This window comes from Cellulosimicrobium sp. AB352, assembly GCF_049538415.1.
GTDB classification, from domain to species: domain Bacteria; phylum Actinomycetota; class Actinomycetes; order Actinomycetales; family Cellulomonadaceae; genus Cellulosimicrobium; species Cellulosimicrobium funkei.
In genome coordinates this window covers 65,373-88,936 of sequence record NZ_JBMVFX010000004.1, presented here as the reverse complement: position 1 = coordinate 88,936, position 23,564 = coordinate 65,373, and the positions used below count along the sequence as shown (strand labels likewise).

Below are 23,564 nucleotides of genomic sequence, written 5' to 3'. Positions count from 1 at the left end.
GTCCCGGAGCACCACCGTTCGTCCGGCGCGCGCGCCCGGGCGCGCGCGTAACACGAACGCTTGACCATCTCAAGATCACGAAGGGATAACGATCCCGGTTCCGCCGTCATCCGCACCATTCCAACGATGCTCGGTCAAGAATCGTCCTGGAATCGCCCCCGGTGCGGGGGTCCTGGGTAGAAGTTGAACCTCGAATCAGGCAGGGTGGGCGCGAACCGATTGACATCGGATCAGCGTGAGGCCCTGTGTGCGCCGGCCCCTGCGGGGGCAACCGGCCGGACGCGCCACCCCAGGGAGGACGTCCTCGCACCCGGGGCCTCCTGCCGTGCCCTCTCGTCGAGCGCCCGCACCCGGGTGCTCCGGAGGGGCGTGACGCTGGTCCACGACCGGAAGGTGGCGACACCCACCGCATGACAGCTCTCAGCACACCCGTGCCGACCGACCCGGCCGCGCACGCCGGCGCCGCGACCGTCGGCACCGACGACCGCGCGACCGCGCTCTCGGTCCGCGACGTCTACAAGGTCTTCGGGCGCCGCCCCGTCGAGGCGATCCGCCGCCTCGAGCAGGGCGCGAGCCGCGACGACGTCAAGCCGCTCGGCACCGCCGCGGTCATCGACGCGTCGTTCGACGTGAAGCAGGGCGAGATCTTCGTCGTCATGGGCCTCTCGGGCTCCGGCAAGTCGACGCTCATCCGCATGCTCAACGGGCTGTGGAAGCCGACGTCCGGGCACGTGCTGCTCGGCGGCACCGACCTCGCGCAGGCCGACGCCAAGCAGATGCGCGCGCTGCGCCGCAAGCACGTGTCGATGGTCTTCCAGCACTTCGCGCTCCTGCCCCACCGCACGGTGCTCGACAACGCCGCCTACCCCCTGGAGATCCAGGGCGTCGGCAAGGCGGAGCGCCGCGAGAAGGCCCGCACCGCGCTCGGCCTCGTCGGGCTCGGCGGCTGGGAGGACTCCCTGCCCTCGCAGCTCTCCGGCGGCATGCGCCAGCGCGTCGGGCTCGCCCGCGCGCTCGCCGCCGACACCGACGTCCTGCTCATGGACGAGGCGTTCTCCGCGCTCGACCCGCTCATCCGGCGCGAGATGCAGGAGCAGCTCCTCGAGCTCCAGCAGACGCTCGGCAAGACGATCGTCTTCATCACGCACGACCTCAACGAGGCGATGCACCTCGGGGACCGGATCGCCGTCATGCGCGACGGCCGGATCGTGCAGATCGGCACCGCCGAGCAGATCCTGTCCGACCCCGCGAACGACTACGTCGCCCAGTTCGTCGCCGACGTGGACCGCACGCGCGTCCTCACGGCGTCGTCCGTCATGGTGCGCCCCGCCGTCGTCGTCCCGCTCTCCGGCGGTCCCCGCCAGGCGAGCCGCACGATGCGCGAGGCGCAGGTCTCGGCCGCGTACGTCGTCGACCGCCAGCGCCGCCTCCAGGGCGTCGTGCGCGACGAGGACGCGGTCGCCGCCCTGAAGAAGGGCCAGGACAGCCTCGACGGGCTCGTGCGCCAGGGCGTCGCGCCCGTCTCCCCCGACACCCCGCTCGCGGAGGTCTTCGCCCCCGCCGCGGAGTCGCCGCTGCCCGTCGCGGTCACGGACGAGCAGGGCCGGCTCGTCGGCGTCGTCCCCCGCGTCACGCTCCTCGAGGCCATGGTCCCCGGCGACCAGCCGAAGACCGGCGAGATCGACCTCGGGCAGACGCCCGTCGTCCAGGACGCGCCGGCGGAGGGCCCCGCCCCGCTCGCGGCCGCCCCGACCGAAGGCGGTGCCGCGTGAACGACACCCTCGTCCCCCGCATCCCGCTCGGCGAGTGGGTCGACGCCTTCGTCGGCTGGGTCACCACCACGTTCCGGCCGCTCTTCCGGTTCATCAAGGACGTCCTCGTGGGCGTCTACGACGGGCTCGACGCCGTGCTCTCCGGCCCGCCGTTCTGGGTCGTCGCGATCGCCCTCGCCGCGCTGGCGTTCTTCGTCAAGGGCTGGCGGCTCGCGGTCGGCACGCTCGTCGGCTTCGTCCTCATCGCGGGCGTGAACCAGTGGGACAACGCGATGGACACCCTCGCGCTCGTCCTGCTGTCCGCCGTCCTCGCGATCGCGATCGCGATCCCGCTCGGCATCTGGGCCGCGCGCAACGACCGCGTCTCCGCCGTCGTGCGGCCCGTGCTCGACTTCATGCAGACGATGCCGGCGTTCGTCTATCTCATCCCGACCGTCGTCATCTTCCTCACCGGGCCCGTGCCCGGGATCATCGCGACGATCGTCTTCGCCATGGCGCCCGGCGTCCGGTTCACCGAGCTGGGCATCCGGCAGGTCGACAAGGAGGTGGTCGAGGCCGGGCAGGCGTTCGGCTCGACCCCCGGCCGCATCCTGCGCCAGATCCAGCTCCCGCTCGCCCTGCCGACCATCATGGCGGGCGTCAACCAGGTCATCATGCTCTCGCTCTCCATGGTCGTCATCGCCGGCATGGTCGGCGCCGGCGGCCTGGGCGAGGACGTCGTCGCCGCGCTCCAGCGCGTCGACGTGGCGCTCGGGTTCGAGGCGGGCCTCGCCGTCGTCATCCTGGCGATGTTCCTCGACCGCGTGACCTCCGCGCTCGGCGACCGCGCCCCCGTGGCGCGCGCCCTCGCCGCGGCGCGCGTCTGACCGCGCCACCCACCGTCCCCGGCCGCACGCCGGGACCCCGCCCACGCACCCGCCGTCGGGCACCCCGACCGGGCCCCCCGGCCCACGGAAGGAACGCATGACCCCCGCACGCAAGCGCACCACCCGCACCGCCGCCGTCGCCGCGACCGCCGTCCTCGGCCTCGCGCTCACCGGCTGCGCGTCCGACTCCGGCTCGGGCGGCTCCGGCGACGGCGCCTCCTCCACCGGCGAGGACGAGACGTCGGTCTCCATCGGCATCCCGTCCGGCTGGGACGAGGGCATCGCCGTCTCCCACCTGTGGACCACCATCCTCGAGGACGAGGGCTACGACGTGTCGACGCAGACCGCCGACGTCGGCGTCGTCTACACCGGCCTCGTCGGCGGGGACTTCGACCTCACGCTCGACGTCTGGCTGCCCTACACGCACGCGTCGTACGAGAAGAAGTACGGCGGCGAGATCACCGACCTCGGCTACTGGTACGACGACGCCAAGCTCACCATCGCGGTGAACGAGGACTCCCCCGCGCAGTCCCTCGAGGACCTCGCGGCCATGTCCGACGAGTACGGCAACAAGCTCGTCGGCATCGAGGCGGGCGCCGGCCTGACCGAGATCACCCAGGACCAGGTCATCCCCACCTACGGCCTCGAGGACATGGACTACTCCATCTCCTCCACCCCCGCGATGCTCGCCGAGCTCAAGGGCGCGACCGACAGCGGCGAGAACATCGCGGTCACGCTGTGGCGCCCGCACTGGGCCTACGACGAGTTCCCCGTCCGCGACCTCGAGGACCCCGAGGGCGCGCTCGGCGAGGCGGAGAAGATCCACATGTGGGGCTCGTCCGACTTCGAGGAGCGCTACCCGACGCTGACGAAGATGCTCGGCGCGTTCTCCCTCGACGACGAGCAGCTGTTCTCGCTCGAGAACATGATGTTCAACTCCGACGAGTACGCCGACGAGCAGGCCGCCGTCGAGGCGTGGCTCGAGGAGAACCCGACGTTCGTCGACGACCTCAAGGAGGCCGCGGGCGTCTGACGCCCCGACCACCCGCGCTCCGACGGGCCCGGCAGGGCCCGTCCCGGACGGGCTGCGGTCCCGGTTCGCCGCAGCCGTGCGGGCACCCTCGGTGCCCGACGCCGAAGGCCGGCTCCCTGGCGGGGGCCGGCCTTCGGTCGTGCAGCGGGGCGTGGCGCCCTCAGAGCTCGCGCGCGTCGTCCTCCAGCAGGACCGGGATGCCGTCGCGCACGGGATAGGCCAGCGGTCGCTCCGGGTCGGTCGAGTGCAGCTCCGGCTCCCCGGACGGGCCCGTCCCGTCCACGAGGCGGGCGCCCGTCACCGGGCACCGCAGCGCCTCGCGCACCCAGGGGTCGATCTGCAGGCTCATGCTCGCTCCTCGTCGTCGTCCGTGCGCACGAGCGACAGGACGTCGTCGCGCACCTTCTCCATGATGTCCTCGTCAGCGGCCTCGACGTTGAGCCGCAGGAGCGGCTCCGTGTTGGACGCCCGCAGGTTGAACCACCACTGCGGGTGGGAGCCCCAGTGCGAGACCGTCAGGCCGTCGAGCTCGTCGACCTCGACCGGGCCGGCCCCCTGCTGGGTCACGTACGCCTCGACGACGCGCGCACGCGCCGCCGGGACGTCCGCCACGGTCGAGTTGATCTCCCCCGAGGCGACGTAGGGCTCGTACATCTCCGCGAGGTCGGACAGCGCGTGCGGCTGCGACCCGAGCGCGGCCAGGACGTGCATCGCCGCCAGCATCCCGGTGTCCGCGAAGAAGAAGTCGCGGAAGTAGTAGTGGGCGCTGTGCTCGCCCCCGAACACGGCGTCGTGCTCCGCCATCTGCGCCTTGATGAACGAGTGGCCCACGCGCGTGCGGACCGTGCGCGCGCCGGCCGCCCCGAGGAAGTCGGGGACGGCGCGCGAGGTGATGAGGTTGTGGATCACCGTGGGGGTGCGCCCGGCCTCGAGCTCCTTCGCGACCTCCCGCAGGCCGACCAGCGCCGTGACGGCGGACGGGGAGACCGGCTCGCCGCGCTCGTCCACGACGAAGCAGCGGTCGGCGTCGCCGTCGAACGCGAGCCCGAGGTCGGCCCCGTGCTCGACCACGGCCGCCTGCAGGTCCACGAGGTTCTTCGGGTCCAGCGGGTTCGCCTCGTGGTTCGGGAACGTGCCGTCGAGCTCGAAGTAGAGCGGCACGACGTCGAGCGGCAGGGCGGGCAGTCCCGCGCCCGTGCCCAGCACGGCCGGCACGGTGTGCCCACCCATCCCGTTGCCGGCGTCGACGACGACCTTGAGCGGACGGATGCCCGACAGGTCGACGAGGCCGCGCAGGAACGCCGCGTACTCCGCGAGCATGTCGCGGTCCGTGACGGTGCCGGGCTCCTCGGCAGCGGGCGGGAGACCGCCGTTCAGGTACCCCTCCGCGAGGGTCCGTACGTCGATCAGGCCCGTGTCCTGGCCGACCGGGCGCGCGCCCGCGCGGCACAGCTTGATGCCGTTGTAGACGGCGGGGTTGTGGCTCGCGGTGAACATGGCCCCGGGGACGCCCAGCACCCCGGACGCGTGGTAGAGACCGTCCGTCGAGCACAGCCCGATGCGCGTCACGTCCACCCCCGCGGCCGTGAGCCCCGCGGCGAACGCGTCGACGAGCTCCGGGCCCGAGTCGCGCATGTCGTGCCCCAGCACGGCGCTGGCCCGCGTGCCGGCCGGGGCCTCCGGCAGCACCACGGCCCGCGCGAACGCCGCGCCGACGGCCCGGGCCACCTCCGGGTTCAGCTGGTCCGGGACGGTGCCGCGGACGTCGTACGCCTTGATGAGGTGGGAGAGGTCGGTGCTCACGCGACCCACCCTATCCGCGGGTGCACCGCGTGCGACGGCGACGGCTGCTGCGCGTGCTACTGCCCGGCCGCCGCGTACCGCTCCTCGGTCCGCGCCTTCGCCGGGCGCCACCACTCCTCGTGCTCGCGGTACCAGTCCACCGTCCGGGCGAGACCGTCGCCGAACGAGGTGAAGGCGGGCTCCCACCCCAGCTCGGTCCGCAGCCGCGTGGCGTCGATCGCGTAGCGCAGGTCGTGCCCCGCACGGTCCGCGACGAGCTCGTAGTCGTCACGGTCGCGGCCGAAGATCTCGAGCAGGTCCTGGACGACCTGCAGGTTGGACCGCTCGCCGTCCGCCCCGACGAGGTAGGTCTCGCCCACGGCGCCCCGCTCGACGATCGCCCACACCGCGTCGTTGTGGTCGTCGACGTGGATCCAGTCCCGCACGTTCGCGCCCGCCCCGTAGACCTTGGGACGCCCGCCGTCGAGCAGGTTGGTGATCTGCCGCGGGATGAACTTCTCGACGTGCTGGTACGGCCCGTAGTTGTTCGAGCAGTTCGAGATCGTCGCGCGCACGCCGAACGAGCGCACCCACGCCCGCACCAGCAGGTCGCTCGACGCCTTCGTCGAGGAGTAGGGCGACGAGGGGTTGTACGGGGTCGTCTCCGTGAAGCGCGCGACGTCGTCGAGCTCGAGGTCGCCGTACACCTCGTCCGTCGAGACGTGGTGCAGCCGCACGTCGTGGCGGCGCACCGCCTCGAGCAGGGTGAACGTGCCGAGCACGTTGGTCCGGACGAACGGGGACGGGTCTCGCAGGGAGTTGTCGTTGTGCGACTCCGCGGCGAAGTGGACCACGAGGTCGGCCTCGCCCACGAGCCGGTCCACCAGGTCGGCGTCCGCGACGTCGCCCTCGACGAGCTCGACGCGGTCGCGCACCGGGTCGAGGGACCGCGCGTCCCCCGCGTACGTGAGGGCGTCGAGCACGACCACCGCGGCGTCGGGCCGCGTCTCGACCGTGCGATGCACGAAGTTCGCCCCGATGAAGCCGGCGCCGCCGGTCACGAGCACCCGCACAGCCGACCTCCTCGATCCGTCCTCCTGGCGCGGCGAGTCTATCGACGGCGGGCCCCGGCCCCGGGGTCCGCGGCGGCATTTCACCCGCCGCGGCACGGGGCTGTCGTGAGAGCCTGCCGGGATGAAGGGGATCGTCCTGGCAGGAGGCGCGGGCACGCGCCTGCACCCGATCACGCTCGGGGTGAGCAAGCAGCTCCTGCCCGTCTACGACAAGCCGATGGTGTACTACCCGCTCTCCACGCTGCTGCTGGCCGGGGTGCGGGACGTGCTCGTCATCACGACACCGCACGACGCCGCCGCGTTCACGCGCCTGCTGGGCGACGGCTCGCAGTTCGGCATCTCCATCTCCTACGCGGTGCAGGCGGAGCCGAACGGGCTCGCCCAGGCGTTCGTGCTCGGCGCGGACTTCCTCGACGGGGACTCCGCCGCGCTCGTCCTCGGCGACAACATCTTCTACGGGCCCGGCCTCGGCGACCGGCTCCAGCGGTTCGCCGAGATCGACGGCGGCGCCGTCTTCGCCTACCGCGTCTCGGACCCGACGGCGTACGGCGTGGTCGAGTTCGACGGGTCGGGACGCGCCCTGAGCATCGAGGAGAAGCCCGTGCACCCGCGGAGCAGCTACGCGGTGCCGGGCCTGTACTTCTACTCGGCGGACGTCGTCGACGTCGCCCGCTCGCTGCGGCCCTCCGCGCGCGGCGAGTACGAGATCACGGACGTCAACCTGCACTACCTGCGCGAGGACCGGCTCCAGGTGGAGGTCCTGCCGCGCGGGACCGCCTGGCTCGACACCGGGACGGTCGACTCGCTCCTCGACGCGAGCGACTTCGTCCGCACGATCGAGAACCGGCAGGGCCTGAAGATCGGGGCCCCCGAGGAGGTCGCGTGGCGCCGCGGCTTCCTCGACGACGACGGCCTGCGCGAGCGTGCGGCCGCGCTGGGCCGGTCGCGCTACGGCACCTACCTGCTGTCGCTGCTCGACGCGTGAGCGCCCGGGGCCGAGGCTCCGGCGAGCACGTCGGCCGCCGCGACGACCCAGCGCTCGCGCCAGTCGCCGACGGGCTCGACGCCGGCCCGGCGCAGCGCCTCGTGACCGAGCACGGACCACGCCGGCCGCGGCGCGGGGCGCGCGGACGCGGCGCTGGGGACGGGGCGGACGATCGCCGGGTCGAGCCCGGTCGCGGCGACGACCTCGCGGGCGAGGTCCCACCAGGACGCCCGGCCCTGCGCCGTGCCGTGGTAGACGCCGCCCGGCGCCGGGGACCGCACCAGCCGCACGACGAGGTCGGCGAGGTCCCGCGCCCACGTCGGCTGCCCCACCTGGTCGTCGACGACCTCGAGCGCTCCGCGCTCGCGCGCCACCCGGGCGATCGTCCGCGGGAAGCACGCGCCGTGCGCGCCGTAGAGCCACGCCGTGCGGACCACGAGGGCGTCCGGGTGCTCGGTCCTCACGGCCCACTCCCCGGCGGCCTTCGTCCGGCCGTACGCGGACCGGGGCGCCAGCGGCGCGTCCTCGGCGTACGGGACCCCGACGGCGGCGGGCCCGCCGTCGAAGACGTAGTCCGTCGACACGTGCACGAGCCGGGCCCCGTGGCGAACCGCCGCGCGGGCGACGTGCTGGGCCCCGACGGCGTTGACGGCGAAGGCCGTCGCCTCGTCCGCCTCGGCGGCGTCGACGGCCGTGTACGCCGCACAGCTCACCACGACGTCCGCGCCGGCGAGCGCGCGCGCGACGGCGTCCCCGTCCGTGACGTCGAGCGCCGCGCGGTCGAGCGCGCGCACGGGCTCCCCGCCGGCGCGCAGCAGCGCCACCACCTCGGCCCCGAGCATCCCGCCGGCCCCTGTCACCGCCCACCGCACCACGACCACCTCCGCACGGCACCCTACCGAGGAGCACCATGAACGTCCGTGAGCTCACCGTCCCCGGCGCGTGGGAGCTGCTGCCGCGCCAGCACGCCGACGACCGAGGGGTCTTCCTCGAGTGGTTCACGGCCGCGGCCCTGCGCGAGGCGACGGGGCGCGACCTCGACCTCGCCCAGGCGAACGCCTCGGTGTCGAGGGCGGGCGTCGTGCGCGGGATCCACTACGCCGACGTCCCGCCCGGGCAGGCGAAGTACGTGACGTGCGTCGCGGGGTCCGTCCTCGACGTCGTGGTCGACCTCCGCATCGGGTCGCCCGCCTTCGGGCGCTGGGACGCGGTCCTGCTGGACGCCCACGAGCGCCGGGCCGTGTTCCTCCCCGAGGGCGTCGGGCACGCGTTCATGGCGCTCGAGGACGGCGCGACGGTCGTCTACCTGTGCTCGAGCGGGTACGCCCCCGAGCGGGAGCACGGCGTCGACCCGACCGACCCCGAGCTCGCCATCGAGTGGCCGACCACCGGCCCGGACGGGCGCGCCCTCGTGCCGTCGTTCTCCGCGAAGGACGCGGCGGCGCCGTCCCTGCGGGAGGCGCTCGCGGCCGGAGCCCTCCCCCGCGCGGACGAGGTCGCCGCGTTCGTCCGGACGCTGCAGGGGTAGGTCAGTCGGCCTCGGCGCGCAGGACCCGCAGGTGCCCGCGCCGCCCGACCTCGGTGACGTCCGGCGGCTCCGGCTCGGTGCGGACCTTGCCCGCCTCGCGGACGGCGTCGGCGAGCGCCGAGAGGTCGTCGTCGCTGGGACCGGTCTCGACGAACTGCGGCGACAGGCGCACGACCTCCCAGCCGCGCGGCGCGGTGAGCCGCTCCGCGTGCTCGGCGCACAGGTCATAGCTGTGCGGCTCGGCGAGGTGCGCGAGCGGGCCCAGGACCGCCGTGGAGTCGGCGTAGACGTAGGTGAGGGTCGCGACGGCGGCACGGACGCACGCCGTGCGCGAGCACTGCCTGACGGATCTCACGGCCTGACCTTACGCCTTCCGGAGGGGTCCTGGAGACGGCACACGCCGTCCGCCCCCGCTCCGGGCCGTGGCTGGTCGCGGCCGGGTTCGTACCGGAGCCCGACGAGCCCCGGTGCGTCGGGCGGCGGCCGACTAGAGTCGGGGTGTGCGTGGCAACTCATCGTCCCCCGGCTCGCGCCCCGACCCGGCCGGCGCCGGGCGCCGGGCCCGCGACCGCTGGTCGCGTCGCAGCGCCGTCACCCCTCCCCCGGTCTCGTTCGACGAGCTCGTCATCCCGCCGCGCGCCCCCGGGCCGGGCGGCCACGGCCCGGTGCCCCGACGGCGCGACCGCCGGGGACGCGGCATCCGGGGTCCTCTCCTGCCGCCGACCGCGCCCGCGAGCCGCACGCGCGCGGAGAAGTTCGACGACGTCGTGCTCGACGTCGTGGAGCGCGTGCAGCGCTCGTGGGCGAAGCAGCTGCGCGGGACGGAGTTCGCGGTGGAGGACGTCCCGCCGTCGGACCCGGCGCCCTGGGAGGACGGCGGCGTGCCGCTCGGCCGGTGCTTCCCGGCCGAGTCGGGCCAGCCCGCCCGCATCGTGGTCTACCGGCGGCCCGTCGAGGCGCGCGCGTTCGACGCCGAGGACCTCGAGGACCTCGTCCGCGACGTGCTCGTCGAGCAGGTCGCGCACCTGCTGGCCCGCACCCCCGAGGAGATCGACCCGCGCTACACGGGCGACCGCTGACCGTCGCCTAGCGTCCGAGCCCGGCGGTGTCCGACGCGCGGACCGCGACCTCGTGCGCGGCGGGCGCCTCCGTGACCGGCAGGAGCACCGACACGAGGCTCGGCGCGCCGTCGCCCTCGTCGCCGCTCGGCGGGCCTGCGCTCGCCGTGAGCGACCAGACGGGGAGCAGGCCCTCGTCCTCCCCGACGACGTCGACCGTCACCGCCGCGGGGACGGCCTCCGACCCTTCTGCCCGCACCGTCGCCGGGTCGAGCGTCTGCGTCGTGCCCGCGCGGAGCGTCAGGGTCGTCGTGCCCGCCTCCGCGCCGCTCTCGTCGTAGACGCGCACGAGGAGCTCGAGCGAGCCCGTCGGCTCGTCCTCGTCGGCACGCGCCGCGGGGACGGCGGCGAGCGTCAGCGCGGAGGACGTGCCCGGGACGAGCGCCACCTGACCGGCGGGCGACGCGTCGTCGGCGGACCCGGCGCTCTCGTCGGCGCTCGCCGCGTCCTTCACGGGCGGCAGCGGTCGCGCCGCGACCCAGGCGCGGTCGTACTGCCGCTCCTCGTGGAGCAGGTCGGGGTCCGGCTCGCCGCGGCGGTCGACGGACGCGCCGCCGACGACGGGGACGTCGGCGTGCACGGAGACGGCGTACGCGCCCGCGGGCAGGCCGCCGAGCGACACGTCCGTGACGACGCCGGGCGTGAGCGTGATCTCCTCGGCCCCGCGCAGGGGCACCGCGCCGTCCTCGCCGTAGACCGTGACGCGCGCGTTCCCGGCCTCCTCGCCCGGGGCGAGCAGGCGCAGCTGCGGGGCGTGCGGGTCGTCGACCGCCTCCCCGACGCTCGTGACGCCCGCCAGCGCGAGGTCCGTCGTCGGTTCCGCGCCCGGGACCACGTGGTCGACGCCGAGCGGGACGAGGCCGTCGAGCGTCGAGTGCTGCAGGTACGCCGACACGAGGCCGCCCGACGCGGCCACGTGGACGACCAGGCGGCGCTGCTCGGGGGCCGCCGCCTCGACCAGGGTCACGACCTCCTGCCCCGGACCGACGAGCTGCTGCCCGCCCCCGGAGAGCACGACCTCGCCCCCCTGCCCCCAGACCTGCACCTGGACGACCGCGGGCGTGAGGCCGGGGTTCTGGAGCACGAGCTGGGAGCTGCTGCCGATCTCGGTGCTCCCGCCCACGAGCCACTGGCTGATGCCCGGCCGCGAGCAGCTCGCCGCGGCGAGCCCGCGCAGGTCGCCGTCGGTCGTCACGGAGCCGACGGACGCGGCCACCCGCGGGGACGAGTCCTGAGCAGGGCGCACCGACAGGATGGTGCCGTGCGCGGGGTCCTCGACGTCGCCCACGGTCACGTCGGCGCCCGGCCCGGGCGCGAGCTCCTGCTCCTCGAGGTCGCCGCCGTCGAGCACGCCGAGCCCGGCGGCCCCCTCGCCCTCGACCACTGCCCGCAGGCGGCTGGTCGTGCCGACCGGGGCGGGACCGAACTGCGCGTCACCGACCGTCTCGGGGTCGGTGAGCCGCGCCGGGCCCGGGCAGACCGAGACCTCCTGGGCGGGCTCGACCGTGACCTCCTCGACGGGGTCCGCCGGGGCCGGTGCCGCGGGCAGGAGCGCCGCGCCCGTGCTCCCGAGCACGACGACCGCGCCCACCGCCAGGATGCCGACCAGCCCGGCGCCCGTCGTCGTGACGCGGCGCACCACCGCCCGGGCGCGCCCGGGGCGCGCGTCCGTCTCCGGAGCCTCGTCGGGGCTCGTCCCGTTCGTCGTCGTCACCGTTCCTACCTCGTTCCCGCGCGACGGCGCCGGACCGGCACCGCGAGCAGCACGTACACGACCAGGGTCACGCCCGCCGCCGCCATCCAGCCGGACCGGTGGTCTGCGGCGTGGTACACCTCGAGCCGCCCGGCGTCGGTCCCGAGGGCGAAGGCCTGCAACCCGCCGGTCGTCGCCGGGTCGACCGCCTCCAGCGGGCGGCCGTCGAGCGTCGCGCGCCACCCGGACGACGCGTCCTCCGCGAGGACGACCTGCCGGTCCTCGGCCCCCTCAGGCACGGTCGTGACGACCGGGCGCAGCGCGTCGCGGTCCGCGGCCAGCGGCTCGACGCCCGCGCCGGACTCGACGCGCGCCCACGACGGCTCGCCTCCCTCGGGCACGACGCGCCAGAGCAGCGCCGAGCGGCCCTCCGTCATGCGCTCGAGCCCCGGCACCATGTCGAGCCGGGCGACGAGCTCGGCCCGCGCCTGGTCCTCCGGCGCGGACGCGGGCAGGAGCACGGCCCCGACGCCCAGACGGCCCAGGCCGTCGGCGACGTCCGCGGAGGTCCCGGAGACGAGCTCCGCGACGAGCCGGGGCAGCTCGCCCTCGGTCACCGCGGGGTCGGCCGCCTGCCACGCGTGCACGACGACCGACGAGTCGACCGCCTGCGGACCGTCCGAGCGCAGCGCCGCGTACTCGACGACGCCACCCGGACCGTGCTCCAGGGTGAGCACGCGCGCCTGGCGCGGCGAGGACTGCATCTGGCGGCCGACCGGCGGCACCACCGGCTCGGTCGTGGCCACGACCGAGCCGACCCGGGCGTCGTCGCGGTCGAGCACGCCCACGGTCCAGGACGCGGCGGCCCCGAGGGGCAGCAGGGTGACGACGAGCGCGAGCGCGACGACGGCGCCCGAGCGCCAGGCCGGGGCCCCGGCGCCGGGCCACCGCGGGGCGCCCACGAGCGCGGCACCGAGGAGGGCGAGGAGCGCGAGGGACAGCCCGGCGCCGGGCCACCCCGTGACCGGGGCGTCGGGCGACGCCCCGGCGGCCACGACGGTCGACCCGGCGAGGACGGCGGCGGCCAGCCCGAGCGCCGCGACGAACCACGCCCCCACGGCCAGACGGCGGCCGCGCAGCACGGCGAGCACGGCGAGCACCACGACGACCGCGCCGGCGGCGAACGGGGCCCAGCGCGCCAGGAGGTCGCCGGCGCCGCCCCCGTCGAGCCCGAACCACGCCTCGGGCGCGGTCGGCAGCCCCAGGAGCTGCTGCCACGGCGCGGCGGGCGTCGCCGCGACCGGCGCGCCCGGGTCGGCGAGCAGCAGTCGCCACCCGCCGTCGCCCGCGGTGCGGGCCACGTGCACGAGGAACGGGGCGAAGAGCACGAGGGCCGGCACGGGGACGAGGGCGAGGTAGCGGCGGTGCGCCCGGACCCCGAGCGCCACGACGACGAGCACGACCACACCGACGGGCAGGAGCACGGGCGCCCCGGCGACGGCGACCGCGAACAGCAGGCCCGCGGTGGCGGCGGCCGCGAGCGACCCCGGCTCGCGGCGCGCGCCCCGGCGGACGACGTCCTGCGTCGGGGGCGCGACGACGTCGAGCCGCTGGAGCCCGAGCGCGCGGACGACCGCGAGCGCGAGCCACGGGAGGGTCGCGTGCACGAGGACGGCGCCGACCCGGCCGGCACCCACGGCGGTGAGGAGCGCGGGAGCGGCGACCCAGACGAGCGTCGCCCAGGCCCGGAGCGGCACCGAGCGCGTGACCGCGCCCGCGGCGAACCACGCGCCAAGCCCGGCCGCGAGGAAGCACGCGGGGACGAGGAGGTTCACGGCGGTCTGCGTGGCGCCGCCGGCGAGCAGGGACGCCGGGACCAGCGCGGACACGAACGGGTCCGCCGGCGCGGGCGCGCCGAGCCCCGTGGTGACCCAGCCCGTCGTCGCCGCACGCCACACGTCCCCGAGCGTCCCCGTGGCCGGGAGGAGCGAGCCGCCGACGAGCCGACCGCCCGCGAGGAGAGCCCCCGCCAGCGGCCCGAACACGACGGCGGTGAACCCCGCCAGCACGACGGCGGCCCCGGCGAGCCCGGCCCGACGCCGCACCGCGAGGGCGCGCAGCTCGCGCCGCTCGATGTCGGTCGGCGCCCACGCGGTGCGCCGCTGCTCGGCGCGCGCGAGCCGGCGGTCGCGCCGCTCGACGAGCACCTCGCGCCACGTGCCGCGCAGCGGGCGCAGCGCTCGGCGCGGGAGCGTCCGGGTCCGGCGCGCCACGCGGCGCGCCCGCACGACGGGCCCGACCCGCACGAGCGCCCACAGCGGCGCGAGCAGCTCGTCCCGGGCCTGCCCCGGCTGCTTCACGAGCAGCCGGAACGCGGCGTGGAAGGGTGCGCCGACGACCATCGCGAGCGCGACGAACGGGAGCCACGGTGCCGCGACGCCGACGAGCCGCGCGTGGAGCTGGGAGTGACGGCGCGCCGCCGACGACGCGTCGGGGTCCGGGGCGGGGAGCGCCGTCGTCCCGCGCCGACGCTCGCGCAGGCCGAGCAGGGAGGCCTGCGCGTGCCGCACCACGGCCGACGGCACGACGACGACCCGGTGACCCGCGAGGCGCGCCCGCCGGCACAGGTCCAGGCCGTCGCCGAACGGACCGAGCTCGGGGTCGGTCCCGCCGAGCTCCTGCCACACCGACCGCCGCACGAGCGCCCCGGCGAGCCCGACGGCGAGCACGTCCTCGCGCGCGTCGTGCTGCCCCTGGTCGACCTCGTCCTCGTCGATGCCGGTCAGGCGGCGGCCGAGCGGCGTCGTGGTCACGCCCACCTCGACGAGGCGGCTGACCGTGCCCGGCTCGAACGGCGCCGCGGGCTGCGCGTCGGTGCCGGGCACCCAGCGCTCCTGCTTGGGGCCGGCCACCGCGACCGCGCTCGAGTGCTCGACGGCGCGCAGCAGCTCGGCGAGCGCGTCGGGCGCAGGGGCCGAGTCGTCGTGCAGGAGCCAGAGCCACGTACCCGGCTCGACGTTCGCGAGGGCCGTGTCGACCGCGTCGCCGAACGAGCGGGCGCGCGGCGCCGCGACGAAGCGCGCGTCCCCGAGCTGCAGGCCCTGGTGCTCGCTGCTCGCGTCGCCGGTCGCGGCGTCGACGACGACGACCTCGTGCGGGCTCGTCGTCTGGGCGCGCAGCGCCGCCAGCGTGTGGGCGAGGAACGGGGTGCGGCCGCGCGTCACGACGACCGCCGTGACCGTGGTCACGACGGGCAGCGCGCCCGTCACGGCGGCGACGATCCCGGGTGCCGCGACGACGCCCGGCACGGCGGCGGCGCGCGCGGCGGCCCCCGGCGTGACGTCGCCGGGACGGGCGCTGCGCGCGGACGTGGTGAGGTCGGAGGAAGTCATGTCCCGTCGATCATGCGACGGACACGGCTCCAGGCGCGGCATTTGCGCGCCCCGGTGTGGCGGGTGTCGGCCACCCGTCACGACGGCACCCGTCGGCGACGCCGACGAGCCCTCCGGGCCGAGGCCCGGTCGTCAGACGACGCGGCGCTTGAGCTTGCGGCGCTCCCGCTCGGAGAGCCCGCCCCAGATGCCGAAGCGCTCGTCGTGCTCGAGCGCGTACTCCAGGCACTCGGCCCGGACCTCGCAGCCCGTGCAGACCTTCTTCGCCTCGCGCGTGGACCCGCCCTTCTCCGGGAAGAAGGCCTCCGGGTCCGTCTGGGCGCACAGCGCGCGCTCCTGCCACCCCATGAGCGAGTCGTCGACCGGCTCACCGAAGAGCGGCAGCACCGGTGCCACGCGCTCCACCTCTCGCTCAGCGTCGGAGGGGAAGACCCCGCCCGTCCCGTCCAGCATGTTCCACATTGCTCGCCCCTTCATGCCGTTCGCCGGGCCTCGAGCGAGAACCAGGCAGGAAACTGCATTGAAGAAATTACACGCGTGTCATCCGCGGGCGTCAAGCCGAAATGTGATAGCCCCGCGGAGGGCCCGGGTGAAACCACCACATCTCGGGTGTCGATATCAGCGCCCTAGGGTGGTGTCCATGGTGACCGCTCCCCACGCCCGCGCCCCTCGCGACGGCCGTCCTGCCCACGTCTCTGACCTGCTCCGACTCGTCACGCGCGACCCGGGTCGACCCCGTCTCACGTGGTACGGGGACGAAGGCGAGCGCGTCGAGCTCTCCGGCGCGGTGCTCGAGAACTGGGTCAACAAGACGACGAACCTGCTCGTCGAGGAATTCGACGCCGGTCCCGGAACGCGGGTCGTTCTCGATCTTCCCGTGCATTGGCGCACCGTCGTCTGGGCGTTGGCTGCATGGCGCGTGGGAGCCACCGTGGTCCTGGTCGACGAGAATGCCACCGCCCCGGGCACCACGCACGCCGACCTGGTCGTCACCCACCGTCCTGACGTGTGGACGAGTTCCGGCGCGGAGCTCGTCGCCGTGGCTCTCCCCGCCCTGGCACGCCGGTTCGACGGCGCGCTGCCCCCCGGGGCGATCGACGCCGCGTCGGCGGTGATGAGCTACGGGGACCAGCTCGGCTGGGCACCCGAGCCGGACCCGACGCTGGACGCGCTCGTGGACCCGCGCGCGGGCGGACCCCTCGTCGTCCGCCACGAGAGCCTCGTGCAGCCCTCCGCGGGCGTCGGGGACGCCGGGCCGGGGCCGCGCGCCCTCGTCGGGCTGGAGGTCGGATCGGTCGCCTCCACGCTGCGCGAGGTTCTCGCCCTCCTGGCCGCCGACGGGTCCGCGGTCGTGCTCTCCCCTGCCACGGCCGGTTCGCTGTCGGCCGACGAGCAGCGGCTCCAGCGTCTCGTGTCGACCGAGCGCGTCACCCGCTGACGCGCTCGGCCGGGCCGAGAGACCGCGCGGGCCGTCAGTCGCCGCGCATCTTCTCCACGACGGCGTGCGACTCGCCGTCCGCGACGACCACACCCTTCTCGAGGAGGACGCCGCGGTCGCACAGGTCGGCGACCATGTCGAGGTCGTGGCTGACGATCACCAGCGTGCGGCCCTCGTCGCGCAGCTGGCGCACACGCTCGAGACACTTGCGCTGGAACGGCTCGTCCCCCACCGCGAGGATCTCGTCGATGAGGAAGACCTCCGGGTCGGAGTGCACCGCGACGGCGAACGCGAGCCGCAGGAACATGCCGGAGGAGTAGAACTTCACCTCGGTGTCGATGAACTTCTCGATCTCGCTGAACGCGACGATCTCGTCGAACCGCTGCTCCACCTGCTTCTCGGACATCCCGAGGATCGCACCGTTCAGCAGGACGTTCTCGCGACCGGTCAGGTCGGGGTGGAAGCCCGCACCGACCTCGATGAGACCCGCGACCCGCCCCCGCGTGCCGATCGAGCCCGCGTCGGGCTGCAGCACGCCGGAGATGAGCTTGAGCAGGGTCGACTTGCCGGAGCCGTTGAACCCCAGCAGCGCGACCGTCTCGCCCTCCTCGACGGTGAGCGAGACGTCGTCGAGCGCGAGGAAGGTGTCGGACAGGTCCTTGCCCCGGACCATCGCGACGGCCAGCTCCTTGAGAGAGCGGTTGTGCCGCAGCGTGAACCGCTTCTGGACGTGAGAGATCTCGATGGACGACGTCATCACAGCTCCTGCGCGAAGCGCCCCTCGAGGCGCCGGAAGACGGACTGCCCGAGGAACACGACCACGACCGAGATGGCGAGGCCGACGAAGCCCCACATCCACAGGTTCGGCGGCATCGCGGCGGTGCGCGACGTGGCGGGGAACCAGAAGCAGTAGTGGAAGAGCTCCACGGCGGCCGTGATGGGGTTGAGCTGGTAGACGGTGAAGAGCCAGCCGGGCAGCGTGTCCCGGACCATCTCCCAGCTGTACAGGATCGGCGACGCCCAGGTGGCGACCATCACGATGAGGTCGACGAAGTTCTCGGCGTCGCGGTAGAAGACGTTGATCGCACCGGCCAGGAGCCCCAGCCCGAGCGCGAGCGTCGCGATGATCACCAGCCCCAGCAGACCCGCCGCGACCTCCGCCGGGTTCGGCCTCCACCCCGCGATCACCGTACCGACCAGCAGGACGACGAGCTGCGGGAAGAAGTGGACCGCCGAGACGTAGATCGACGCCACGGGGAACAGCTCGCGCGGCAGGTAGATCTTCCGCACGAGCGGCGCGTTCCAGACGATGGAGCGCGTCGCGTTGCCGAAGCCCTCGCCGAAGAAGTTGATGACGACGATGCCCGAGAAGAGGTAGACCGCGTAGTCCTCGATCTGGTCGCCCAGCCGGAGGAACAGACCCATGGCCACGAAGAACACGGCGAACTGGGTCGCCGGCTTGACGTACGACCAGGCCATCCCCAGCACCGACCCGCGGTAGCGGACCCGGAGCTCCTTGCGGACGATCAGGCGGAGCAGGAACCGTCGGTCGAGGACGTCGAGGAGACCTCTGCCCTGCCCGGGGGCGACGAGCGGAGCCGGTGCGTTCACGACGACGGCGGGTTGTCGGAGAAGGTCCGCTCCCACGCCTCGACGGACGTGATGCGCGGGAGCGCGTCACGGTAGGTGGTCCGCAGGTCGCCCCACCGCGCGAAGAGCTCCGCGTGGAGCTTCACGGCCTCGGTGAGCATCGTGCGCACGACCCGCGGGTCCCTCCGGTGCCAGGAGACACCGGTGCCCTCGGCGTTGGAGACGATCGCGGAGTCGTACTGCGACAGGCGCCACCACCGGGCGTCCTGGTGCGGGACGACGGCCTCGGGACGCTCCCGCTTGTTCTCCGGGACCGGCTTCGCGATCTGCCGGACGACGGTCTTCGCCGCCCACGGCCCCAGCATCAGGCGGCTGGGCATCTGGACGCCACGCCCCTTGTTCCGGGGCTTCGCCGCCGCGGGCGCGGGGAACTCGTCGAGGTCGGGCTTGAGCTGGGCGTCCGTGAAGTCCTGCGTGAGCCGACGGATCTCCGGGAGCTTCGTCCCGATCATCCCGTGCAGGCCGTCCGGTCCGGCGAGGACGTCCCGCATCGCGAGGATGCGCCCCTGCTCGGTGTAGTACTGCATCGAGATCAGGTGCTTGACGTCCATGTACGTGGACTCGCGGAGCACCCGCCCGCCCCGCTCGTACAGGGAGTAGAGCAGCGCCGTGATGAGCCGGTTGCGCTCGTGGAAGTACGACTGCCATCCCACGAGGTCGTCCTTGTCCCCCCACGACACGTGCCAGACGGCCGCCCCGGGGAGCGAGACCGTCGGGAAGCCGTGCGCCCGCGCACGCAGGCCGTACTCGGCGTCGTCCCACTTGATGAAGACGGGCAGCGACAGGCCGATCGTCCGGATCACCTCGGTGGGGATGAGGCACATCCACCAGCCGTTGTAGTCCACGTCCGCGCGCCGGTGCAGCCACGAGGTGGCCCGGAGCCCGCTCTCGCGGAAGTCGTGGCCGTTCTCCATGTCCGGGTGCGGGACGCCGGGCTGGATGCGCCACGGCTCGACGATCTCGCCGAAGGTGTGCAGGACCGAGCGGTTGTACATGTCGAACATGTGCCCGCCGACGAGCGTCGGCACCCGCGTGAAGTCCGCGAACGTCACGAGCCGCAGGATGCTCTCCGGCTCGAGGACGATGTCGTCGTCGAGGAGGATGACGTAGTCGCTGCGGCCGGCCGTGACGGTCTCGTACATGGCGCGCGAGAAACCGCCCGAGCCGCCGATGTTGGCCTGCTTGATGATGCGGAGCTGGTCGCCCATCTCCGCCGCCACGTCGGCGAAGCCGTCCTCGTCCTCGACGCGCTGCGACCCCTGGTCGACGATGATCAGCTCGTCGAGGAGCGCACGTACGGAGTCGTTCTCGGCCACGCTGCGGATCGTCTCGAGGCAGAAGTCCGGTCGGTTGAACGTCGTGATGCCGAGCGACGTCCGGCCGTGCCGAGCCGCCTCGTCCTCGACCTCCCACACCGCGCGCTCGAGCACCAGGGGCTCGGTGCCGCCGATGAGGTCGAACCAGTACCACCCGCCGTCACCGAACCGGTCGAGCGGGAGGTCCACCGAGATCGTCTGGCGCCCCTCCACGTGGAACGACTCCACCCGGTGCTGGGCGCCCTTCGCGTTCGAGCGGTAGACCGTGAGGTTCCCGTTGCCCACGAGCTCGGCGGTCAGCCGGACGGAGCGCACCACGGTCCACCGGCGCCAGTACCCGGCGGGGAACGCGTTGAAGTAGCTGCCGAACGAGACGCGGCGCCCGGCCCGGACGCTCATCGACAGACGGCTGCGGATGTCCTGGGCACGGACGGACTCGGAGACGCGGGGGGCCGCGCCCGTGCCCGCGCCCGTCCGGAGCGACTCGAAGTCCGTCTTGGACGGTGCCGGTCGCGCCTCCCCCGCCTCGACGTAGAGGGCCAGGCTGTCGGAGTCGGACTCCACCGGGAAGATGACCCGCTGGACCGTCCGCATGGTCCCGCTCTGCGTCGTCGTCTGCTGCTCCTCGGTCGCCGTCACGCGTCGACCCCTCCGCTCTCGATTCGCGTGCCCCCGCCGAAGTGCGGCGCAAGCTTGTTGTCGACCACGGAGAGCGCTGCTCCGATGGCCATGTGCATGTCGAGGTACTTGTAGGTACCGAGCCGGCCGCCGAAGATCACGTCCGTCTCCCCCGCCGCGAGGTCGCGGTACTTGAGGAGGCGCTCCCGGTCCGCCGGCGTGTTCACCGGGTAGTACGGCTCGTCGGCGCGGTCGGCGAAGCGGGAGAACTCCCGCATGATCACCGTCTTGTCCGTGGGGTAGTCCCGCTCAGGGTGGAAGTGCCGGAACTCGTGGATGCGCGTGTACGGCACGTCCGCGTCGGCGTAGTTCATCACCGGGGTGCCCTGGAAGTCACCGACCGGGAGGACCTCCTCCTCGAAGTCGAGCGTGCGCCACGACAGGTCGCCCTCGGCATAGTCGAAGTAGCGGTCGACCGGCCCCGTGTAGACGACCGGCACGTTCCCCACCACGTTGCCCTTGCTCACCGGCTGGGACTCGTCGAAGAAGTCGACGCCCAGACGCACCTCGATGTTCTTGTGGTCGGCCATGCGCTCGAGCCACGCCGTGTAGCCGTCGACCGGCAGACCCTCGTGCGTGTCGTTGAAGTACCGGTTGTCGTACGTGTACCGCACCGGCAGCCTCGAGATGATCGACGCGGGCAGCTCGCGCGGGTCCGTCTGCCACTGCTTCGCCGTGTACTCACGGATGAAGGCCTCGTACAGCGGGCGCCCGATGAGCGAGACCCCCTGCTCGTCGAGGTTCTCCGGCTTCTTGCCGCCGAGCTCGGCGGACAGCTCCTTGACGAGCGCGCGCGCGGCGTCGGGGCCGTGCGCCGAACGGAAGAACTGGTTGATCGTGCCGAGGTTGATCGGCATCGGGAAGACCTCGCCACGGTGCGTGGTGTACACGCGGTGCACGTAGCTCGTGAACGCCGTGAAGCGGTTGACGTACTCCCAGACCCGTTCGTTCGACGTGTGGAACAGGTGCGCGCCGTAGCGGTGCACCTCGATCCCGGTCGACTCCTCGGCCTCGCTGTAGGCGTTGCCACCGATGTGGGACCGGCGGTCGATCACGAGGACCTTCCGGTCGAACTCTGCGGCGATCCGCTCCGCGACGGTCAGGCCGAAGAAACCCGAACCGACAACGACAAGGTCGGCGTCCACTCAATCTCCTTAGGTAGCACGCTGGCCGGGACAGCCTACGTGACCGGCACGGCCGGGAATGCCCGCAGCGGGTCGCGGGGAACGGTCAACACGGAACGTTCACGCGCGAGGACTACCCGCAGGACGTGATCGCGTACACCCGCGCCGACCCGCCCTCGTCGACGAGCTCGAGACCGAGCGGCAGGTCCTCGGGGTCGTCGAGAAGAGCCTCGTAGCGGACCTGGTTCTCGTTCTCCGGCCAGTAGGGCCGGGAGTCCGTGTAGAGGTGCGTCACCCCGGTCCGCTCCAGCGCTGCGCAGACGTCGTCGACGTCGCTCCGCGAGTCGAGCTCCGTCGCGAGGAGCAACTCGTCCGGCCCCCAGCTCCCGCTGATGTGCGGGAACACGACGTCGTGACCGGTGAGCCCGTAGACGAACGGCGCGCCGGTGAAGGGGGACCCCAGCACGACCGCGTCGTCCGGCAGCTCGTCCTCGAGGCGGTCGATCATGTCGAGCTCGTCCTGCGTGACCATGCCCCAGCGGCCCTCGGGGTCGGCGTAGTAGAGGTCGTACATCCACTGCCGTCCGTCCGCACGCAGCCACCCGCTGCCGACGACCACCGCGACGAGGGCGACGGCGGTGACCACCTCGGCCGCGACCGCGGCCCGACCGGCACCGCGGCCGTCCAGGGCGCGGCGGACCGCCTCGCCCGCACCCACCAGACCGAGCGCGGTCAACGGTGCCATCACCACCACGCAGAGCGCCCCGATGCGCAAGGGGTCCGAGTACCACGGGCCGACGACCCACTGGAGCGCGGGCAGCGGCGCGACGGTGAGCGTGTACATGCCCAGCACGATCAGCAGGCTGACCGTGAGCCACCGCCCCCGGCGCAGCAGGAACGTCGTGAGGATCCCCAGGACCACGAGGCCGAGCAGCCACCAGGCGCGGTCCGTGTTCCCGTAGAGCATGGCGCCCTGCTGGGAGTCGGTGACGACGCTGAGGACGGCGTCGAGGCGCCCTTCGAGATGCTCACGCCGGTACGACGACACCGAGCGGACCAGAGGGGAGAACAGGAGGACGACGGCGAGCACGACGACCGCGACGGGGATCCCGACCACGACCGACCGCACCGCCCGGGAAGCCTCGCGGTAGCCGCGTGCGGCACGCCACCACGCCGCCGCCCACAGCGGGGCGCTGAGCACCACGTAGGCGAGCAGCCCGTTGGGGTGGCAGACCGTGACCCCGCCGAGCACGGCCACGAGCCCCGTCAGCACCGCGGGTCTGCTGCCGGGGTCGGCCCCCGGCAGCACGGCACGTCGCATCCCCGTCAGCCGGACGGTCAGGGCGAGCGCGACCGGCACGAGCGCGAAGGCGAGCGCGTTGGGCCAGAGCGTCCCGACCGACTGGATACGAGCGGGGAACGCGATGAACGCACCGCCCAGGCACATCGCCACGACAGGCGCGAGGCGGCTCATCGGCACGACCGCACCGACCAGGCAGGCCAGCCCCAGCGGCCAGACGACCGCGGCCACCACGATGGCCGTGACGTTCACCGCGGCGGGGATCGAGTCGCCGACGACGAGCGCGACGAGGTCGTGCCACCCGGCCGGGTAGAAGCGCTCGACCTGCGGGTTGCTCGACACCGCGCCGAGGTGGAGCGTCGACCCGTCACCCGTCTCCAGGATCCATCGCACCGCGTTCACGTGGAAGGGCGTGTCCCACGTCTGGGCGGGCATCCCGGGGTCGATCATGCCGCGCTTGATCGGGAGCGCCGCGAGGGGCGCCGACACGACGAGACCCACGAGGGTCCACAGCGTGGAGGGCGGGGAGGCTGCGTCGGTCGGCCAGCGGCTGCCGAGCAGGCGTCGCAGACCCAGCACGCACACCACCGCGACCACCGTGACCACGAGCGCACCGAGCCGGCCCCACGGCATCCCGACGAGATCGAGGAGCACCGCGCCGGCGCCGAGGACGGCGACGCTCGCCGCAGGGGCGACAGCGAGCAACCAGACGCGCCGCAGGCCGAGCGCCGCGCCGACGGCGAGGCCCGGCCCGAACAGGAACAGCAGCGCCCACCCGAGCTCGTCCAGGACGGACCACCAGCTCACCGAGCCCTC

Annotated in this window: 20 protein-coding genes; 7 read left to right on the top strand and 13 right to left on the bottom strand. The window is 73.9% G+C overall.

Annotated elements, in window-relative coordinates; genetic code table 11:
- Nucleotides 1-410: 410 nt before the first annotated feature.
- From ACPCUX_RS04345 to ACPCUX_RS04335, 3 genes are all read left to right on the top strand, one after another.
- The gene (locus tag ACPCUX_RS04345; RefSeq protein ID WP_255179369.1) at nt 411-1,772 is read left to right on the top strand and encodes a quaternary amine ABC transporter ATP-binding protein; all 1,362 of its coding nucleotides are present in this window, start codon (nt 411-413) and stop codon (nt 1,770-1,772) included.
- A complete protein-coding gene (locus ACPCUX_RS04340) occupies nt 1,769-2,638 on the top strand; it encodes an ABC transporter permease (protein ID WP_061267508.1) in 870 nt (289 codons plus the stop codon). Before ACPCUX_RS04345 ends, ACPCUX_RS04340 begins: the two co-directional genes overlap by 4 nt.
- Before the next feature lie 97 nt (nt 2,639-2,735).
- On the top strand, nt 2,736-3,671 hold the full coding sequence (locus tag ACPCUX_RS04335) for a glycine betaine ABC transporter substrate-binding protein (protein ID WP_034651706.1): 936 nt from the start codon (nt 2,736-2,738) through the stop codon (nt 3,669-3,671).
- A 160-nt stretch (nt 3,672-3,831) separates the two neighbouring features.
- On the opposite strand, the gene ACPCUX_RS04330 is transcribed toward ACPCUX_RS04335, so the two are convergent.
- The 3 genes from ACPCUX_RS04330 to rfbB are packed head-to-tail and all read right to left on the bottom strand — an operon-like array spanning nt 3,832 to nt 6,526.
- Complete coding sequence (locus tag ACPCUX_RS04330) at nt 3,832-4,020, bottom strand: hypothetical protein (protein WP_175009132.1); 189 nt, start codon at nt 4,018-4,020, stop codon at nt 3,832-3,834.
- Nucleotides 4,017-5,474, bottom strand: a complete 1,458-nt coding sequence (locus tag ACPCUX_RS04325; protein ID WP_423388232.1) for a phosphomannomutase/phosphoglucomutase — start codon at nt 5,472-5,474, stop codon at nt 4,017-4,019. Before ACPCUX_RS04325 ends, ACPCUX_RS04330 begins: the two co-directional genes overlap by 4 nt.
- A 56-nt stretch (nt 5,475-5,530) precedes the next feature.
- A complete protein-coding gene (rfbB, locus tag ACPCUX_RS04320) occupies nt 5,531-6,526 on the bottom strand; it encodes a dTDP-glucose 4,6-dehydratase (protein ID WP_034651713.1) in 996 nt (331 codons plus the stop codon).
- A 121-nt stretch (nt 6,527-6,647) separates the two neighbouring features.
- Between rfbB and rfbA the strand changes: the two genes are divergently transcribed.
- Complete coding sequence (gene rfbA, locus ACPCUX_RS04315) at nt 6,648-7,511, top strand: glucose-1-phosphate thymidylyltransferase RfbA (protein ID WP_423388231.1); 864 nt, start codon at nt 6,648-6,650, stop codon at nt 7,509-7,511.
- On the opposite strand, the gene rfbD is transcribed toward rfbA, so the two are convergent.
- The gene (rfbD, locus tag ACPCUX_RS04310; protein ID WP_144722758.1) at nt 7,484-8,383 is read right to left on the bottom strand and encodes a dTDP-4-dehydrorhamnose reductase; all 900 of its coding nucleotides are present in this window, start codon (nt 8,381-8,383) and stop codon (nt 7,484-7,486) included. The genes rfbA and rfbD overlap by 28 nt on opposite strands.
- Before the next feature lie 38 nt (nt 8,384-8,421).
- Here rfbD and ACPCUX_RS04305 point away from each other — a divergent pair, with 38 nt between their 5' ends.
- Nucleotides 8,422-9,039, top strand: coding sequence for a dTDP-4-dehydrorhamnose 3,5-epimerase family protein (locus tag ACPCUX_RS04305; protein WP_423388230.1), 618 nt, complete (start codon nt 8,422-8,424; stop codon nt 9,037-9,039).
- Between the two features lies 1 nt (nt 9,040).
- Here the strand turns inward: ACPCUX_RS04305 and ACPCUX_RS04300 are convergent, their stop codons facing one another.
- The gene (locus ACPCUX_RS04300; protein ID WP_009863301.1) at nt 9,041-9,394 is read right to left on the bottom strand and encodes a DUF3499 domain-containing protein; all 354 of its coding nucleotides are present in this window, start codon (nt 9,392-9,394) and stop codon (nt 9,041-9,043) included.
- Nucleotides 9,395-9,539: 145 nt separating this feature from the next.
- On the opposite strand from ACPCUX_RS04300, the gene ACPCUX_RS04295 reads away from it, so the two are divergent.
- Entirely contained in the window at nt 9,540-10,118 is a 579-nt protein-coding gene (locus ACPCUX_RS04295) for a metallopeptidase family protein (RefSeq protein ID WP_336244565.1), read from the top strand.
- Between the two features lie 7 nt (nt 10,119-10,125).
- On the opposite strand, the gene ACPCUX_RS04290 is transcribed toward ACPCUX_RS04295, so the two are convergent.
- The 3 genes from ACPCUX_RS04290 to ACPCUX_RS04280 all read right to left on the bottom strand — a co-directional run bounded on the left by ACPCUX_RS04290 (nt 10,126) and on the right by ACPCUX_RS04280 (nt 15,704).
- A complete protein-coding gene (locus ACPCUX_RS04290) occupies nt 10,126-11,871 on the bottom strand; it encodes a DUF5719 family protein (RefSeq protein ID WP_423388229.1) in 1,746 nt (581 codons plus the stop codon).
- 5 nt (nt 11,872-11,876) lie between these two features.
- Nucleotides 11,877-15,242 carry a glycosyltransferase gene (locus ACPCUX_RS04285; RefSeq protein ID WP_409141595.1) on the bottom strand — a complete coding sequence of 1,122 codons (3,366 nt, stop codon included), beginning with the start codon at nt 15,240-15,242 and terminating at the stop codon, nt 11,877-11,879.
- Between the two features lie 132 nt (nt 15,243-15,374).
- Complete coding sequence (locus tag ACPCUX_RS04280) at nt 15,375-15,704, bottom strand: WhiB family transcriptional regulator (protein WP_021482334.1); 330 nt, start codon at nt 15,702-15,704, stop codon at nt 15,375-15,377.
- 178 nt (nt 15,705-15,882) lie between these two features.
- Between ACPCUX_RS04280 and ACPCUX_RS04275 the strand changes: the two genes are divergently transcribed.
- The gene (locus tag ACPCUX_RS04275; RefSeq protein WP_423388228.1) at nt 15,883-16,680 is read left to right on the top strand and encodes a TIGR03089 family protein; all 798 of its coding nucleotides are present in this window, start codon (nt 15,883-15,885) and stop codon (nt 16,678-16,680) included.
- A 34-nt stretch (nt 16,681-16,714) separates the two neighbouring features.
- On the opposite strand, the gene ACPCUX_RS04270 is transcribed toward ACPCUX_RS04275, so the two are convergent.
- The 5 genes from ACPCUX_RS04270 to ACPCUX_RS04250 form a co-directional block, all read right to left on the bottom strand.
- Complete coding sequence (locus ACPCUX_RS04270) at nt 16,715-17,437, bottom strand: ABC transporter ATP-binding protein (protein WP_034650565.1); 723 nt, start codon at nt 17,435-17,437, stop codon at nt 16,715-16,717.
- Nucleotides 17,437-18,291 carry an ABC transporter permease gene (locus ACPCUX_RS04265; RefSeq protein ID WP_034650568.1) on the bottom strand — a complete coding sequence of 285 codons (855 nt, stop codon included), beginning with the start codon at nt 18,289-18,291 and terminating at the stop codon, nt 17,437-17,439. The genes ACPCUX_RS04270 and ACPCUX_RS04265 overlap by 1 nt, the downstream gene beginning before the upstream one ends.
- Complete coding sequence (locus ACPCUX_RS04260) at nt 18,288-20,285, bottom strand: glycosyltransferase (protein WP_423388227.1); 1,998 nt, start codon at nt 20,283-20,285, stop codon at nt 18,288-18,290. Before ACPCUX_RS04260 ends, ACPCUX_RS04265 begins: the two co-directional genes overlap by 4 nt.
- The gene (gene glf / locus ACPCUX_RS04255) at nt 20,282-21,469 is read right to left on the bottom strand and encodes a UDP-galactopyranose mutase (protein ID WP_034650576.1); all 1,188 of its coding nucleotides are present in this window, start codon (nt 21,467-21,469) and stop codon (nt 20,282-20,284) included. Before glf ends, ACPCUX_RS04260 begins: the two co-directional genes overlap by 4 nt.
- Nucleotides 21,470-21,581: 112 nt before the next feature.
- Nucleotides 21,582-23,555 carry a DUF6541 family protein gene (locus tag ACPCUX_RS04250; protein WP_423388226.1) on the bottom strand — a complete coding sequence of 658 codons (1,974 nt, stop codon included), beginning with the start codon at nt 23,553-23,555 and terminating at the stop codon, nt 21,582-21,584.
- Nucleotides 23,556-23,564 lie beyond the last annotated feature (9 nt).

Bases quoted from the DNA above. Each gene is read 5' to 3' on its own strand.
- ACPCUX_RS04345 (WP_255179369.1), top strand. From the start codon at position 411: ATGACAGCTCTCAGCACACCCGTGCCGACCGACCCGGCCGCGCACGCC.
- ACPCUX_RS04335 (WP_034651706.1), top strand. From the start codon at position 2,736: ATGACCCCCGCACGCAAGCGCACCACCCGCACCGCCGCCGTCGCCGCG.
- ACPCUX_RS04330 (WP_175009132.1), bottom strand. From the start codon at position 4,020: ATGAGCCTGCAGATCGACCCCTGGGTGCGCGAGGCGCTGCGGTGCCCG.
- rfbA (WP_423388231.1), top strand. From the start codon at position 6,648: ATGAAGGGGATCGTCCTGGCAGGAGGCGCGGGCACGCGCCTGCACCCG.
- ACPCUX_RS04305 (WP_423388230.1), top strand. From the start codon at position 8,422: ATGAACGTCCGTGAGCTCACCGTCCCCGGCGCGTGGGAGCTGCTGCCG.
- ACPCUX_RS04285 (WP_409141595.1), bottom strand. From the start codon at position 15,242: ATGACTTCCTCCGACCTCACCACGTCCGCGCGCAGCGCCCGTCCCGGC.
- ACPCUX_RS04280 (WP_021482334.1), bottom strand. From the start codon at position 15,704: ATGTGGAACATGCTGGACGGGACGGGCGGGGTCTTCCCCTCCGACGCT.
- ACPCUX_RS04275 (WP_423388228.1), top strand. From the start codon at position 15,883: ATGGTGACCGCTCCCCACGCCCGCGCCCCTCGCGACGGCCGTCCTGCC.
- ACPCUX_RS04270 (WP_034650565.1), bottom strand. From the start codon at position 17,437: ATGACGTCGTCCATCGAGATCTCTCACGTCCAGAAGCGGTTCACGCTG.